This is a genomic window from Paenibacillus sp. A14, assembly GCF_036864815.1.
Lineage (GTDB): Bacteria > Bacillota > Bacilli > Paenibacillales > Paenibacillaceae > Fontibacillus > Fontibacillus sanfengchensis.
The window spans coordinates 441,386-457,959 of sequence record NZ_JBAGJD010000005.1; the positions used below are offsets into that span (position 1 = coordinate 441,386).

The following is a 16,574-nucleotide window of genomic DNA, read 5'->3' on the forward strand; positions in this document are numbered from 1 at the left end:
TACAAACTAATTAAAATTCGAGGTAAATCCATGGTGCAATGGAGCGAATATGTCCGGGCGGACGGAACTCTGGACGGGGAGAAGGTTTGGCGGAGAGAGCCGCTTTATCAAGGGATGAACGGAAGATATGTGGAGCGGTTTTATCCGGAGAAGACGGGGCCGGGCTATATCTTTAAGGCGCTGACGAATGGGAAAAATCCGGAGCGGGAAGCCTGGATCTACCGGCACGTGCTGGATTCGTTCCCGCCGATCTATCCTCGGCTGCTGGCTTCCTCGGAGGAGGGGGCCGGTGAGGCCGGCTGGTCGATTTTCGAGGATCTGGGCCCGCTGCGGCATGAGTTCCGGCTGGAGCTTGCTCTGGAAGTAGTGAAGCGGATGGCCTGGTGGCATGCTTTTCCCGAGACGCACTGGCGGGGGCTGGGCAGCAGCGGTCCGAAACCGCCGATCGAACAGATTGCGGCCGAGATGGGTTCGAGGCGGGAAGAGATGGTCCTCCTCTTGAAAGAGGCCGGTCTTAGCCTTGATCCCGCCGTCCTGGACAAACTCATCTACGGCTTTACGGAGGGCACCTTTCTTTCGACGTTTCGGGTGCTCTCGCACGGCGACTTGCACTTGGGGAATTACGCCAAGGGGGCGAATGGCCGGCTGTATATTTTGGACTGGGAGCATGCGCACTTGAATAGTCCGTTTTGGGATTTGTACCATCTGATCGACATGTCACACCCCATGTTCCCGAAGAGACTCCGCAGATCCGAGCGCGAGAAGCTGCTCGATTACTACATCAAGCAGTCCGTTTACCATGGACGGAAGTGGGACGGGGAAGAATTTATCCAGGGATACTGCCGGTATGCCGCGCTGTTTTCCCTGTGGATGCTGCTGTTGATTAATGGTGATTTGGAGCGGGGAGACAGCGTGTGGCCCAAGGGTCGCTTGCTCGCACAATGGGCGGAAACCCTGGCGAATTTGTCCGGTTGCCTGGACCGGCTTTCCCTTGACGGCGGCGATGTGAAGGAACCGTCCGGCCGCCGCCGGGTCGTAGGTGGAGATATTTAAACGGAAGGACGATCGATAGAATGAAAAAGGTCGGATTAGTCATGCGGAAAATCCAGTTTTCCGAAGCCCAAGGCCCCCGCGTATTTGCGGAACGGCTCCGGAATATCGCCAAGGAGCTCGGCGTTGAGATCATTTTTATTTCGCCCGAGCGGCATGTCAGCGGCCACGACTGGATTCCGGGTTATGAGCACGAAAAAGGCGATCTCGTCAACTACGATATCGTGCTGGATCAAATTTACGCCGAGGGCATCGAGCATGTGATTTACACGGTGTCAGGCTTCACATTCCTCAATCTGTTCCTGCCCAAAAGCGTCCTGTTTCCCCACAGTTTTCCCGACCCGGCGCTGACCGGGTACGAAATGATGAAGCCGTTCTACAGCATCGTGGACAAGGCTATCGTGCAGACGGAGTTTTTGAAGCGGCAGATGGGTACGGTTTTCGGGGTTAACGAGGTGGATGTCATTCCGATCGGGTTCAGCGAGGAACTGGCGGCCAAGCACTACCGGCCGGACGCCGTGGTGGAGAATCGCATTCTCTGGATCGGCAGGGACGAGGAAAACCGGCGCCCGGATCTGGTCCTGGAATACGCGCGGCAAAATCCGGACAAAGAAGTGTTCATGGTGTTCGGAGGGATGCGCTACAAGGAAAGCATGCAGAAATATGAGATTCCCTCCAACGTCCGGCTGCGTTTTGCATTGAGTCAGGACGAAGTGTTCGAGCTGATGAATTCGGCTAAAGTCTACTGGAGCTGCTCGAAGTTCGACACGTTTGCGATGCCGCTGACCGAAGCGCTGGCGATGGGGAAAATCGTCGTGAAGCCGGAGCATCCTTGCTATGATCATATCAGCTCCCGGCACGCTTTTGCGGGAAATGAGAAGAACTGGTTCGAACTGGTGAATATGGCTGCGGCCTCCCCCTTGAGGACGTCGACGGATAATCGGGATTACGCGTTTTCCCGTTTTTCCGCTACGGTCATGAAACAAGGGTACCGGGACTTTTTCGACCGGTGGCTGCGCTAAGCAGGAAATAAGGGAAAGGATGGCACATAAGATATGTTATGCGCTTATCGGCGTTCTTTTCCGATCACAAATGTAAGCGTTTTATTAAAGCGCCGATTGCGGCGAAAGCGAAGGGACAGGACATGACACTTGAGCAAAAATTGGGCTATGCGGCCGGGACCAGGCTGCTGATCGTGAACGCCGACGATTTCGGGATGTGTCACGCGGAAAATACAGCGATCAAGCAGCTATTGGAGGAGGGGGCAATCACTTCCTCGACGCTGATGGTTCCGTGCGGATGGGCGAGAGACGCGGCGCGGTGGTGTGCGGCTTACCCGGATCCCGCCTTCTCGATCGGGGTGCATTTGACATTCACCAGCGAGTGGCAGGGGTATAAATGGGGGCCGGTAACCCGTGGGGGAGAGGTGGGCAGTATCGTCACGGAGGAGGGATTTTTCCCGGCGGATTGCGCCGCTTTCGAGCGTCAGGCCGACCCGGAACAGATCCGCCGGGAGATCGTCAGCCAGATTGAAATGGCCCGCTCCCTGGGCGTAGAGCCCACGCACCTCGACAATCACATGGGAAGCTTGTACGGCCTCGCCACCGGCCGGGGTTTTCTGGATATCGTTTTAGAAATATGCCGGGATTACGGGCTTCCCTTCCGTCTGCCGCGCTCGCTGCCGGGGATCGAGCGCATAGCGGCGAAGGCGGAGGAGTTGGCGGAGCAGGTTGCCGATATGGCAGACCGGATGGGCATCGTCATCCTGGACCAACTGATCGGACTTTCTTTCGGCAAACAGCCCGGGGAGACGTACGAGTCTTACAAAAAAGAAATGATCGGTGTACTCCGCACGCTCAAACCGGGAGTTTCCGAAATTATCCTGCACCCGGCCCTGGCGAATGAAGAATTGCGGGCCATCCACGGAGAATGGGAAAAAAGGCAGTGGGATTTCGATTTGTTCCGCGACCCCGAGATTAAGGAAACGTTGAGTCGGGAGGGGATTGCGCTGATCTCGTGGAAGGAACTGCAAAAGCTGCAGCGGCAGGCGTAATAACCGAAAACGGGGGGAACTGGAGTGGAAAGGAAACCGGTCACGGGTACGGATATGAATTCGGCTGCAAGCCGCGTAAGGAAGCCGCTGTTCAGAAAGGCGGCCTACAGCTCGGGCAATTTATCGGTCAACCTGATCGCCCAGGCTTTTGCGACCTATCTGGTTTATTATTACGTCGATACGCTCGGCGTCCGCCCGGCCTGGATCAGTCTGGCGATGATCGGCCACGGCATCCTGGGAGCGGTGCTGAACCCCCTGATCGGACATCTGTCCGATCGAACCCGAACCCGCTTCGGCCGGCGGATTCCGTACATTGCCTTCGGTCTTCTCCCGCTCTGTGCGGTGTTCGCCTTGCTCTGGAAGCCGCCGTCCGATCCGGCGTGGACGTTTCTCTACTTCGTCGCCATGGTGTTCCTTTACGATATTTTGTTCGTTATGGTGGTGCTGAACTACTCCGCGCTGTTTCCGGAAATGTATCAGAGCATCCGCGACCGGGCCTACGTTTCCTCATGGAGGCAGATGCTGGGCATCGTCGGCATGATCGTCGGCGTGGCGGTTCCGCCCCTGCTCTATCCGCTGCTTGGCTGGGAGGCCATGGGCATGATCTTTGGAGCGGTCGCCGTCTTATTCTTTGTGCTGTCGCTCTGGGGCAGCCGCGAAAATCCCCGGGCGGCTCAAAGCGCCTTTCGGTTAATGGAGGCCGTCAAGCATACGCTGGGCAACCGGGCCTTCGTCATGTACGTGCTTGGCAGCTTCCTGGTACAGTTTACGTTTGTGCTGCTCCCGGCGGGGATTCCGTTCTTCACAAAATATGTGCTGGTCCGGGAAGAAAGCTTCAACACGCTGCTGCTTGGCGCTATTTTTGTGACGGCGATCCCTTTTGTGTTCCTCTGGGGAAGGATCACCGAAAGGTTTGGCCCCCGACGCGGGGCGCTGGCTGCGGTTCTCTGCTACCTGGCCGCTTTGCTGCCGTTTGGCTTCATCCACGGCGGCACCGCGGCGATCATCACCGCGGCGGCGGTCGGGATCGGGCTGGCCGGGTTGATGGTACTGCTCGATGTGATGCTGTCGGAAGTGATCGACGCGGACGAACGAAAAACCGGTTTTCGCCGCGAAGGCATGTATTTCGGCATGAACGGGTTCATTGTACGATGGGGCGTTTCGCTGCAGGCGGCTGTGATGGGCATGGTTCTTGAAATGACGGGATACCGGGCCGATTCTCCCGTGCAGCCCCCTTCCGCCGTGACGGGCATCCAATGGATGCTGGGCGGTATTCCTGCTGCCGCCTTGCTCCTGGCGTTTTGTTTCTTTTATGCGTATCCGATCGGCAAAAAAACGTCCAGCCTGTAATAAGGTAAATGAATCGACGGCACGAATCCGAGATTTTGGGCCAGGGTATAGGAAGCTTCATTTTCTCTTCGGCAGGACCAGACCGGCTCAAGGCCGTTTTCGATGCAGTATGTGATCAAAGCTCGGCATACGCCAATCGCATACCCCTTCCCCCGGGCGTGCTCCAGGGTTTCTATGCCAATTTCCATTTGACGGCCGATGCGGAAGGCGGAGAATGCGGTCGAAACCGGCTCGTCATTCTGCATGAGGCTGAAGCCGATTCCTTCGGAGAGGAAGTGTTCCGCGTCGTTCCAGTAATGCTTCGGGCTGACCGTGCCGTTTAACATCTCGAAATATAGCTGCGGATGTAGGCACGATGTCGAATCGTTTAGGAGAAGTTGGACCGGTTGCTTCGAAGGCTTTACGGTCGAAGGTGAAGTTGACTCGCGTGTTTTCCCGAATAGGTCTGAATCCGTCCCGGTCCGAAAGGTTGCCGAAACCGGAATCGAAACCGGAACCGGAACCTTCTTGCTGGGCGGAAGCCTCCGAGTTGATTAGATTCCTGATAAAGCGGTTCCAGCCGTCAGGAAATACCTGGAGCCATTCCGGATGCCTCCGGATATGTTCCGAGTCGATCAGGTAATTTTTCAGCGCCTGGAGAAAAGGAAGATGATCCGTGCTTCCGCAGAGCAGCGACATACCGTAGGGGTGGATGATGTAAAAGGCTGACGGGGAGCTTAAATGATCTACATAAATCGCCCCCTTTATTTTTCTCAAGACCACGGACTGGGCAAACAACGTATTGAAAGGGACCTGGCGAAGCGGCTCCAGCACCTTGTCATATTCCTCCACGTTCAATAGGTACATCCGTCTTTCCTCCTTTGAATAAAGCTATAGTTAAGAATTGATCATAAATAAAAGGCCGTTTCTGCACACCAATATTTATCACAAAACACAAAAACAGGCGTCTGCGGGTGAGCCGCAGGTGCCTGTTTTTATTAACGTATGTAGATCGCCCAGACTAGACCTCGCGGGTCCGGACGGATTAGGCAAACGGGCTTGCTTTGAGCATCTCTTCAACCGCCGCTTTGTCCACGGGACGGCTGTAGTAGAACCCTTGAATCTGATCGCATTCATGTTGACGGAGGAAGTCAAACTGCTCCTTTGTCTCTACCCCTTCCGCCAGCACGGTCAAACCGAGCGACTTCCCGAGCTGAATGATCGACTGCAGCAAGGAGTTGTCCCTTGGCGAGGACGGTGTATTCTCAATGAAGGTGCGGTCGATTTTGAGCACCTGTAGAGGCAATTCCTTCAAATAGTAAATGGAGGAGTACCCGGTGCCAAAGTCATCGATCGACAGGGAGATGCCCCGGTTTTTCAAGGAGTCCAGCCGATCCTTGATGAGAACCGGATCATTGAGCAGCGATTCGGTGACCTCCAGTTCCAGATATTGCGGCTCCAGACCCGTCTGCTTCAGTACCGTCTCCACGGTCCGGACAAATTCGGGGTGCTTGAACTGGACGGCGGATACGTTGACGGAAACCGGCAGCTTCGGATATCCCGTATCCTGCCATTTCTTGTTGGTCCGGCACGCCTCCCAAAGCACCCATTCCCCGAGCTCGACGATGAATCCGCTGTCCTCGGCGATCGGGATAAACGAGGCGGGGGAGATACGGCCTTCCGTCGGGTCGTTCCACCGAATCAGAGCCTCCAAACCGGTGAGGGCACCGGTGGACAAGTCGATTTTCGGCTGGTAATGCAGCTCGAATTCCGACTCGGCCAAGGCTTTTGGCAGCTTCTTCTCGATTTGTACGCGCTCCAGAAGTTTATCCATCAGGTAGTAGTCGAAATAGTGCGGATCGCTGAGCGATTCGCTCTTGGCTTCCTTCATCGCCAGTTCGGCATGCTTCAGGAGCTGCGGGACCTCCTTGCCGTCATCCGGAAATATGCTGACGCCCATGCCGAAGCCCATGCTGATTTCCTCTCCGAACATAGGGTAGGGTTTCTTGAGCCGGCCGCTTAAATCCGTCGCCATTCTATGGATCTGCAGCGGGTCGGAAAGCCGCGACAGCAAGATGATAAATTCGTCGGCAAAGCTGCGGCAGATCAGCGTTCCTTCGGGAAGACCGCCGCGGATCCGATTGGCGACGCCGATCAGCAGCTCGTTGCCCGCCGCTTCCCCGTAGCTTTCATTAATGTATCGAAACCGGTTTAAATTGACCCGTAAGATAGCCGCCGTTTTCTGTTCCTGCTCATTCAGAGCCAGTTCCGATTTGACGAACTCTTTAAAACGGTTCATATTCCAGAGGCCGGTTACCGGGTCGAAATTCGAGAGTTGGTGAATCTTTTGGTCGGAGGCGTTTCGTGCCTCCATCTCTTCAGTCACATCGAACTGAAGTCCGATGAAATACAAGGGCTTGCCGTCCTCCCCAAGGATGGGGCTGATGATAAACTGGTTCCAGAAGGTGGTACCGTCTTTCTTGTAGTTTTTGATCGTGACCGTGTCGGAACGTCCCTCACGGATCGCTTGACGGATGACGCTCAAATGCTCTTTATCCGTTTCCTCGCCTTGAAGAAAACGGCTGTTGCGCATAAGGACCTCCTCCCGGGGATATCCGGTGATCTGCTCGAAGCCCCGATTCACGTACACGAGCGGGTTGTCTTCCAAGTTCGGATCGGTAATGGCCAGGCCTACGCCCATCATATCGATGGAGCGCAGCAGCGCGGAAGAATTGATGATCGACTCGATTCGGGAATGATTGACATCCTTGTCCACTGTAAAGACCCCCTAGTAGTGAACCGTAATAATTAGGTTTGAAACTGATGATGTCCGGCTTACGGGAGTACATCCTATCTCCCATCATACATGCGGGCCAATCAGGAAATCAATGGATACTTTTTGCCCAGCCGAAAAATAAGCCCCCGATACGAAATCTGAAACCTTATCCCCGCCTTCAAATCCCTTTACAATAGATCTCGAGGAATATGTAAGTGCTTACAATTTTAGCGTTTTACCGCTTGGAGGTCAGAAGAATGGAAATGCCGCAATCTGCCCGGCCTGCCGCCGTGCCGCCGAAGGAGGCTCCGCCTTCCGCCGGACGCAAATGGCTGAAGAAGCTGTTCATGCAACGGCATCTGCAAATCATGGCGCTGCTCGGCGTCGCCTGGATGATCGTCTTCAACTATGTGCCGATGTACGGCATCATCATCGCATTTAAAGAGTTCAATATCGTCAAATCCATCGCCTCCGCGCCATGGGTAGGGTTTGAGCATTTTAAAGCGTTCTTTGGGGATGACAATTTCGTGAACGTCATGAGAAACACGCTGGGAATCAGTCTGATCAAGCTGATCATCGGATTTCCGCTGCCGATCCTGTTCGCTCTGTTTCTCAACGAAATCCGCGCCGTCCGGTTCAAAAAGGCGGTTCAAACGATCTCTTATCTGCCGCATTTTTTGTCCTGGGTCATTCTCGGCGGGATACTGACAACCTGGCTGGCGGACGTAGGGATTATCAACGATATTCTGCTGGCCTTGAACCTGATTCAAGAGCCGATTTCCTATCTGGCGGAGCCCAAGTACTTCTGGAGCATCATCATCGCTTCGGATATATGGAAAGAGCTCGGCTGGTCCGCCATCATTTATTTGGCCGCGATCTCCAGCGTCTCTCCGGAAATGTACGAGGCGGCTACGATCGACGGAGCGGGGCGCTTTCAGAAGATGTGGTACATTACTTTACCCTGTATCAAAGCGACGATTTCGATCCTGCTCATTCTGGCCGTCAGCGGCGTGCTGAACTCCAACTTCGACCAGATTCTGGTGCTGCGCAACACATTGAACGAGAGCGCCAGCAACGTGATCGACATCTACGTCTACCAGACGGGGATGCTGTCGGGACGCTATTCGTATTCCACGGCAGTCGGCTTGTTCAAGTCGGTCATTGCCTTGATCCTGCTGCTGCTGGCGAACCGGGTAACGAAGAAGCTCAACAATACATCGCTGTTCTGACGCCCGGAAGAGACCATTTTATGAAGGAGCCCTGAGAGCATGCTGACTTTAAAAAGAAAAACAAAAGGAGAAGCCTTCTTCGACCTGTTTAATACGATCGGAATGCTGATCATCTGTTTCGTTACCCTGTATCCGATCTGGTATGTTATCGTCAACTCCCTCAACGACGGGATGGACGGAATGCGGGGCGGAATTTACTGGTGGCCGCGCGTGTTCAGCTTCGAGAATTATACGGCGGTCGTCAAGAGCCCCGGCATTATGCTGGCGATGGGCATCACCGTGGCCAAGACGCTGCTCGGCACGCTGCTGCATGTGCTGTTTACGGCGATGGTGGCGTATGCCTTCTCCCGCAAAGACCTGATCGGCGGCAAAATCTACATTCTGCTCGGGACGATTACGATGTTTTTCGGCGGGGGACTTATCCCGACTTATCTTCTGATGAAAGATCTCCATTTGCTGGACAATTTCCTTATCTATATCATTCCGGCGATGTTCAGCTTTTTTGATCTCATCATATTTATGACCTTCTTCCGGGAAATTCCGGACGGTCTCGAAGAAGCCGCCAAAATCGACGGCGCCAACGACTGGGCCATCTTTCTTCGGGTCGTCCTGCCCGTGTCCATGCCGGTGGTGGCCACGATCGCTTTATTCCATGGGGTTTACCAGTGGAACGACTATTTTACCGGCGTTATCTACTTGAACAACATGGATCTCCAGCCGATCCAGACCTATTTGTATCGGGTCGTGGCCCAATCAAGCTCCAATCAGATGGTGGCGGCCATCCCGGGAGGCATCAGCAAGACCGTTACCTCGCAGTCGATCAAGCTGGCGACGATGGTGGTCACCACATTGCCGATCGTGTTCGTCTATCCTTTTTTGCAGCGGTATTTTGTCAAAGGGATGATGATTGGGTCCATTAAAGGCTAAGTCCGCCGGCTTTCTCACAGTAACCCCTCTTGCCGGATTCGGCCAGGGTTGCATATAATTTATTTTTACTGAAAAGGGGTAAGTGCATGAATGCGAAGAAGAAGACGAAAAACGTCCTGATGCTGTTATGCGCACTGATATTGGTTCTATCGGCCTGCTCTTCGGGCGGAAAAGAGGGAGCCTCGGGCGGAGCCAAGGGGAGCGCCCAGACGGCGGAGGAAGCCAAATTGACGGAGAACGATCCGGGCTGGAAGGTGGATACTTCGCCAATTACTTTTGACTGGTACATCAACTTCGCCTGGTTTCCGCATAAGTGGGGCGATGATCTGACCTCGCAATACGTCACCAAAAAAACGGGGGTCAGCGTCAATTTTATCGTCCCCGCCGGCAACGAAGCCGAGAAGATGAACGCGATGATCGCCTCCGGCAGCCTTCCCGACTTTATTACGCTGGGCTGGACTGAAGACGCTGTCAAAAAGATGATCGAAGGCGGTCTGGTGCTTCCGCTTAACGAGCTTGCGAAGCAATATGATCCGTATTTCTTTAAAGTGACCGATCCGGCGAAGGTATCCTGGTATACGCAGGAGGACGGCAACGTTTATGGATACCCGAACGCCTCGTCATCGCCGGAGGATTACAAAAAGTTCGGGGATAACATCAACTCCACCCAGACGTTCCTGGTCCGCAAGGATATGTACGAAGCGCTCGGCAAGCCCGACATGCGGACGCCGGAAGGTTTTCTGAATGCGCTTGCGGCGGCGAAGGAGAAATTCCCGGATGTGAACGGACAACCGCTTATTCCGCTGGGGATGTACGATTTTCATGAAAAAGGCAACCCCTCGCTGGAGGCTTACCTGCAAAACTTCCTGGCCGTTCCTTACGAGAAGGACGGAAAGCTTTATGACCGGACGACCGATCCCGAATATATTGGATGGTTGAAGACGATGCGCCAGGCTAATGAAAAAGGCCTCCTTGCCAAGGACATCTTTATCGACAAGCGTCCGCAGATGGAAGAAAAAATCGCACAGGGCCGTTATTTTGCCATGCTATATGCCCGTACGGACCTGGCGGCACAGCAGAACGTGCTGTATGCCAACGATCCGAACTCGGTGTACATCGCCGTAGACGGGCCGGCCAACAGCAATTTGGATCAGCCGACGCTGTCCGGACCTTCGATCTCCGGCTGGACCGTGACGCTCATTTCCAAAAATGTCAAAGACAAAGCGCGGGCGATCCGCTTCCTGGATTACCTGATTTCGGAGGAGGGCCAGCGCGACACCTTCCTTGGCGAAAAGGGCGTAACCTGGGATACCGTCGACGGGAAGGATCAACTGCTGCCTGAGGTTGCCAAGCTGCGGGACACGGACCGTGACGCGTTCGACAAGAAATACGGGGCTTCCCATAAGTTCTGGATGCTGATGGATACCAATATTACACCTGCCTGGGAGCCGCCGGCCGTGGAGCCGTTCAAGCAGATGGTCGACTGGACGATCGGTAAAGCGAAAAGCTTCTCTCAGTTTGACCAGCTCGATCCGCAGGGCAATTCCGAGGAAGGTATCATTCATACAAAGATACTTCAGGAATGGGGCAAAGTACTGCCGAAACTCATCCTCTCCAAGTCGGATCAGGAGTTCGATCAAATCTGGAACAATTATCTGAAAAAACGCGAGGAAATCGGATACGCCAAAGTTCAGGAATATAAGCAGAAAAAATACGAGGAGAACGTGGCGAAACTGGCCGATTTCATAAAATAATTTGAAACAGTTTTCCAATAATTCAGGATATAAGCGGGGTTCCTTGTTACGGCTTGCCGGACGGGGGTCCCCTTTGTCCGTATTCCCGGGAGATACAGCGGCATGAAGGAAAGGATCAGCTCGGCCTTGGAGCCTCTTCTATACTGGATCGGAAGAAGATCGATGCAGAGCCGTCTTGTGGCGGCTTACATCGCTGTTTTCCTCTTACCCAGCATTGTGGTGTCCAACTACTTGTTCAATCAGATTCACGAGAATTATATCGAGGATGCGTTGAGAAAAAGCCAATTCACGATCGAGCTGGAGAAGACGCAGATTCAAAAACAGGTCGATGCGATGGAGCTTGCCGCGCAAATTTCCATCTCCAACCGCGATGTGATCGATTATCTGACCCTGGACCGCGAGCCGGGGACGAGCGACCTGATCGACTGGAACCGAGGAGCTTTTGCGGACTTCAGCCTGATTCAGTTCAATACGCCGCAAATCGTCCATTGGCGCCTGTTCACCGATAACCCTCTGGTCAATGAAATCTGGCCGACCGTGTTCCGCGAGAGCCGGATTCAAACCGAATCATGGTACAAGACTGTGAACGAGCTGGATGGCGGCCCGCTGTGGGTGTTTCAGAAGACCGACAAGGACATTATGAAAAGATTTACCTCCGAGCCCACGGAGAACGAGCCGAAGATCTCGCTTTTTCGCGAAATTACCGAAGGGCGCCATATCGGAATCGTCGACGTGGAGATGCTGCTGAAGGATTTTGCTCCCAGGGTGTATACGGAAATTACGGATAACGAGTCGCAGATGCTGCTTGCGGACGGGAGGGGAGAACTGTACCTGGATTCCGGACAGCGCCTGGTCGGAAGCGACAAAGCGATGCGGCGGAAGCTGGGGGAGCTTCTGCAGGGCAGCCTGGGAAGCAAGGGGGGAGAAGCCCGGTTCAAGCTCCAGGGCAAATCGTATCTGGTTACGGTTTTGCCCGTCGAACGTATCGATGCCCGCTTGCTGAACGTCGTCTCATTGGAAGGAGCTCTGGACAACATCTCCCGATCCAGGCGCCAGATTATTGCCGCCAATGTCGTGTTAATCACGTTGTTGTCGGTGATCACCTATTTTTTGAATTCCTTTATTTTAAAAAATCTGCGCCGCTTGACCGAGGCGATGAAGCGGGTCCGCAAGGGCGAGTTTCATACCCCTATTCCCCGGATCCAGGGCAGCGGGGAGGTCGGTGAACTGGCGCACCATTTTAACAAGCTGATTCAGACGATCAACGAGCTGATCGCCCAGGGGATCCGCAAACAGGCCCTCACGAAGGAGGCCGAGCTTCGGACGCTGCATAACCAGATCGACTCGCATTTTTTGTACAATACGCTGGAGAATATTAAAATGTTGGCCGAAATGGAGGGCCAGCGGGCGATTTCCGACGCTCTGACCTCCCTCGGCGGGATGATGCGCTACAACTTCAAGTGGTCGGGAGAGTACGTGAAACTTCGGGATGAGCTCAGGCATATTGAAAATTATACCGAAGTGATGAATATTCGCTTTGATGAATCGATCGTCTTGAAGGTGGAGGTTCCCGAGCCGTTTCTGGAGCTGGAGGTGCTGAAAATGTCGCTGCAGCCGATCGTCGAAAATGCGGTGAAACATGCCTGGACGGGGGAGGAACAGGAGGAGCGGGAAATAGGGATTCGCGTGACCGAATGGGGGGACGGCGATGTCCGGATTTCGGTGACCGATAACGGGCAGGGACTGGAACCCGAGGCCTTGGCGAGGTTGAACGCGACGCTTGGCTCGGCCGGGGCCCGGGTGAAGGTTCCCGGCAGTTTCGGTCCGGAACCGAAGGATAGGGGCATCGGACTCCGCAACGTCCAGGAACGGGTCCGGATGTTTTTTGGCCCCCACTATGGCCTGGAAGTGTTTAGCGAACGGGGAGAATATACGAGGGTAGTCATGATCATACCGAAGGCGCTTTTGACGGGAGGGGGAGGCAAGGATGGCTAAGTTGTTGATCGTCGATGACGAAAAGAATATCCGGCTCGGGCTGAAAGCGATGATCGAGCGGGATTTTCCCGGCAAGCATCTCGTGATGACCGCCAGGCAAGGGGCGGAAGCGTTGGAGCTGTACCGCGCGGAAGAGGCGGACATCATCATTACGGATATCCGCATGCCTGTGATGGACGGCATTACCCTGATCGAGAAGCTGGCGGAGGAAGCCCACCAGGGACCATCGGGCGGGCGTCCTATCGTCATCATCCTCAGCGGATATGAGGATTTCGAGTATGCCAAAGCAGCCATACGGTATCAGGTGATGGACTACCTGCTGAAGCCGATTCGAAGAGACGAGTTGTTCGCCGCGCTTCGCAAAAGCGAGGAGGAATTGGGCAGGCGGGCCGAATGGGCCGAGCAGATCGCCGTTACCGAGGCGTACCGGGTCCAGTTGCAGTCCAAACGCCTGCAGGAAGTGCTCCTGCAAGAGGACTCGCCACTCGATACCGAAGTGCAACTTGGCGAGGAAATCGGTTTTGATCGTTACTCCACTCCTTTTGCTGTGGCGGTAATCACATATAAATATGAAGACGGGCTGCGCATGAAACGCGATGAGCTGCAACTGCTGGCGGAGCATATGCTTAGCAGCGTGAACGGGCAGATAAACGCTTCCTTTCAAGACCAGGAAGGGCGGGTCGTGCTGATTGGCGGACCGCAGCGGAAGTTTGCGGAGATGGCGAAGCTGGCCGAGGAAAAAGAACTGGACGGCCTGCTGATGGGCATCAGCGAAGAGGGAGCCCGGCCGGAGGATATTTTGACTTGCTACCGCGAAGCCCGGGAGTCGCTGGACTATACGTTTATTTATCCCAAAACGCGATTGATTTGGTACAGCGAACTTTCGGATGCCCGGATGAACTATCCGGTTCCGGAGGAGGAGATCCGCAAGCTCGGCAATATGCTGGGAACGAATCGGGGAAAAGAGATCGGCGAGCTGCTGCACGACATTTTCAAGCTTGACCGGTTGGCGGGCATCGATCTCGCATACCTGGAAGCCGTCGGCAAGCGCACCAACGAGCAGGTGTTGGATGAGGTGTTCCGGGTTTATGGCGAGGCTTCCGTCGAGGTCTTGAAGCTGTACCGGAAAGTGGGCAATATGGCCAGTTTTCGTCATTTTCATGATTATTACCGCTCGCTTAAACAGTTGCTTCTAAACCTGGATGAATATATCCGGGGCATCCGCTCCGCGCACAGCGGAAACGAGGAAATGAGGGCCGCGGTCGCCTATATCGAGGAAAATTACCATCGGACTCTGAACATGGCCATGGTCAGCAATTATGTTTCTTTGAACTACACTTATTTTAGCGAAGCCTTTAAGGCGTATACCGGAGAGAGCTTTGTGGTTTATCTGAAAAAAATCCGGATCGGCAAAGCCAAGGAAATGATCGGAACCGGGACGCTCAAGCTGTCGGAGATCGGAGCCGCCGTAGGCTTCGAGAATACAAAGCAGTTTTCCAAGGTCTTCAAGGAGCTCGAAGGCATCTCCCCGTACGAGTACAGGGGGAAATTGTTCGCCGGGCAGGAGAGATTGACCGGCTCGCCGGACGGCAAGCTTTAAGCTGGAAACCTTGCCGTAATCGACAGGGCCGACCCAAGTCGCGGGGATCGACTTGGGTCGGCCTTTTTTGTGCGCCCGCTGCCGCGGTTGGCCACCTTCATAGGATGGCGGTTATCGCGCGCCGGGAGAGGGAGTGATTTTCTTCATTCTGCGGGGACGGAGTTCGATGCTAACATAGTCGTAATTAACATGCGTGGTGATCTTTCATACCCGTAGGTTTTACCGCTTTATAGCAATAACGCAATGCTGAAGGCAAACGGGAAGAGGAGGACGAGGGTGGAATGGGAAAGGCAACGGGTTTTTTGGAGTATGAGCGCGAAGTTCCGGGTGAGGTGCAGCCGCTTGCCCGGATTGATTCTTGGGATGAATTCACGGTTCCGCTGGGGGAAGAGCGGCTGCGGGTGCAGGGGGCCCGCTGTATGGATTGCGGAACGCCCTTTTGTCATGCCGGGCGCATGCTTTCGGGGATGACCTCGGGGTGCCCCGTGCACAACCTGATTCCGGAATGGAATGACTTGGTCTATCGCGGCAACTGGAAAGAAGCGCTGAGACGCCTGCACAAGGCGAACAACTTCCCGGAATTCACCGGCCGCGTTTGCCCGGCGCCTTGCGAAGGGGCATGCACCGCGGGGAAGCACGGCTTGCCCGTCACGGTCAAAGCCATCGAGCGGGCAATCGTGGACCGGGGCTTCGCCGAAGGCTGGATCCGGCCGGAGCCGCCGGCGGCTCGCACCGGCAAAAAGGTAGCCGTCATCGGCTCCGGCCCGGCGGGCCTCGCCTGCGCGGACCAGTTGAACCGGGCGGGTCACACGGTGACGGTGTTTGAACGGGCCGATCGGATCGGCGGCCTGCTGATGTACGGGATCCCGAACATGAAGCTGGACAAAGCGCTCGTAGAGCGGCGGGTGGACCTGCTGGCCGCGGAAGGGATCACCTTTGTAACCGGATGCGAGGTCGGCGCGGCGGTGACCCGCGAAGAGCTGACCGCGGATTTCGACGCGGTCGTCCTGTGCGGCGGAGCCACGCGGGCAAGAGATTTGGCGCTGGAGGGAAGGGAGCTGAACGGCATTCACCAGGCGATGGACTTCCTGACCGGGAATACGCGGAGCCTGCTGGACTCCGGTCTGGAGGACGGCCGGTACATTTCCGCCAAAGGGAAGGACGTCGTCGTCATCGGCGGAGGCGATACGGGGACGGATTGCGTGGCGACCGCGATCCGCCATGGCTGCCGCAGCGTCGTTCAGCTCGAGATTATGCCCCAGCCGCCTTTGCGCCGTCAGCCGGGGAATCCTTGGCCCGAGTGGCCGAAGGTGCTGAAGACCGATTACGGTCAGCAGGAGGCCGCGGCCCTCTTCGGCGGCGATCCCCGGCGCTACCTTACTTCAACCCGGCGGTTTGTCGGCGACGGCCACGGCCGTGTCGCCGGCGTCTGCACGGTTGAAGTCGAGTGGCAGGCGGCCGGCGACGGGCGCCCGGTTCCCGTGGAACGCGCGGGAACGGAGCGGGTGCTGCCGGCCGATCTGGTGCTGCTCGCGCTCGGCTTCACCGGCCCCGAGGACGGCCTCCTCGGAGCCTTGGGCATTGAGCGCGACGCCCGCACCAATGTCAAAACCGCGGACGGCCGGTACAGCACCAACGTGCCCGGCATTTTCGCGGCCGGCGACATGCGGCGCGGACAGAGCCTCGTCGTCTGGGCCATCCAGGAGGGGCGCGAGGCCGCCCGGGAAGTGTGCCGCTTTTTGCAGGCTTGACCGGCCCGCTGTCCGCTGTCAGTTGCCCGCTGCCCGCATAGCGTGCTCATAGATTTTAACGGGAAAACCTCCCGTTAATTTCAGCCTCTAAGCCCGCAGCGAACAAATAG

The 16,574-nt window shown here is 55.6% G+C and carries 13 protein-coding genes; 10 read left to right on the plus strand and 3 right to left on the minus strand.

From position 1 onward, the window contains the following. Positions 1-30: 30 nt before the first annotated feature. From V4U88_RS16410 to V4U88_RS16425, 4 genes are all read left to right on the plus strand, one after another. Positions 31-1,053, plus strand: a complete 1,023-nt coding sequence (locus tag V4U88_RS16410) for a phosphotransferase (protein WP_334074319.1) — start codon at positions 31-33, stop codon at positions 1,051-1,053. A gap of 20 nt (positions 1,054-1,073) precedes the next feature. Beyond that, positions 1,074-2,072: a glycosyltransferase gene (locus V4U88_RS16415; RefSeq protein ID WP_334074320.1), complete on the plus strand. Its 999-nt coding sequence runs from the start codon at positions 1,074-1,076 to the stop codon at positions 2,070-2,072. A 122-nt stretch (positions 2,073-2,194) separates the two neighbouring features. Further along, positions 2,195-3,103 (plus strand): polysaccharide deacetylase family protein, encoded by a 909-nt coding sequence (locus V4U88_RS16420; protein WP_334074321.1) that lies wholly within the window; start codon positions 2,195-2,197, stop codon positions 3,101-3,103. Between the two features lie 24 nt (positions 3,104-3,127). After that, positions 3,128-4,453, plus strand: coding sequence for an MFS transporter (locus V4U88_RS16425; RefSeq protein WP_334074322.1), 1,326 nt, complete (start codon positions 3,128-3,130; stop codon positions 4,451-4,453). Here V4U88_RS16425 and V4U88_RS16430 read toward each other — a convergent pair. The 3 genes from V4U88_RS16430 to V4U88_RS16440 form a co-directional block, all read right to left on the minus strand. Further along, on the minus strand, positions 4,414-4,698 hold the full coding sequence (locus V4U88_RS16430; protein ID WP_334074323.1) for a GNAT family N-acetyltransferase: 285 nt from the start codon (positions 4,696-4,698) through the stop codon (positions 4,414-4,416). The two genes, V4U88_RS16425 and V4U88_RS16430, sit on opposite strands and share 40 nt — an antisense overlap. Next, positions 4,688-5,299 (minus strand): hypothetical protein, encoded by a 612-nt coding sequence (locus tag V4U88_RS16435; RefSeq protein WP_334074324.1) that lies wholly within the window; start codon positions 5,297-5,299, stop codon positions 4,688-4,690. The genes V4U88_RS16430 and V4U88_RS16435 overlap by 11 nt, the downstream gene beginning before the upstream one ends. A 178-nt stretch (positions 5,300-5,477) precedes the next feature. After that, positions 5,478-7,208 (minus strand): putative bifunctional diguanylate cyclase/phosphodiesterase, encoded by a 1,731-nt coding sequence (locus tag V4U88_RS16440; RefSeq protein ID WP_334074325.1) that lies wholly within the window; start codon positions 7,206-7,208, stop codon positions 5,478-5,480. Positions 7,209-7,471: 263 nt separating this feature from the next. On the opposite strand from V4U88_RS16440, the gene V4U88_RS16445 reads away from it, so the two are divergent. The 6 genes from V4U88_RS16445 (at position 7,472) to V4U88_RS16470 (ending at position 16,464) form a co-directional block, all read left to right on the plus strand. Beyond that, complete coding sequence (locus V4U88_RS16445) at positions 7,472-8,437, plus strand: ABC transporter permease (protein WP_334074375.1); 966 nt, start codon at positions 7,472-7,474, stop codon at positions 8,435-8,437. Positions 8,438-8,476: 39 nt separating this feature from the next. Beyond that, complete coding sequence (locus tag V4U88_RS16450) at positions 8,477-9,364, plus strand: carbohydrate ABC transporter permease (protein ID WP_334074326.1); 888 nt, start codon at positions 8,477-8,479, stop codon at positions 9,362-9,364. Positions 9,365-9,450: 86 nt separating this feature from the next. Continuing rightward, positions 9,451-11,118: an extracellular solute-binding protein gene (locus V4U88_RS16455; protein ID WP_334074327.1), complete on the plus strand. Its 1,668-nt coding sequence runs from the start codon at positions 9,451-9,453 to the stop codon at positions 11,116-11,118. 102 nt (positions 11,119-11,220) lie between these two features. Then, positions 11,221-13,113, plus strand: coding sequence for a cache domain-containing sensor histidine kinase (locus V4U88_RS16460; protein ID WP_334074328.1), 1,893 nt, complete (start codon positions 11,221-11,223; stop codon positions 13,111-13,113). After that, positions 13,106-14,713 (plus strand): response regulator, encoded by a 1,608-nt coding sequence (locus V4U88_RS16465; RefSeq protein WP_334074329.1) that lies wholly within the window; start codon positions 13,106-13,108, stop codon positions 14,711-14,713. Before V4U88_RS16460 ends, V4U88_RS16465 begins: the two co-directional genes overlap by 8 nt. Before the next feature lie 281 nt (positions 14,714-14,994). Beyond that, the gene (locus V4U88_RS16470) at positions 14,995-16,464 is read left to right on the plus strand and encodes a glutamate synthase subunit beta (protein ID WP_334074330.1); all 1,470 of its coding nucleotides are present in this window, start codon (positions 14,995-14,997) and stop codon (positions 16,462-16,464) included. Positions 16,465-16,574: the final 110 nt, after the last annotated feature.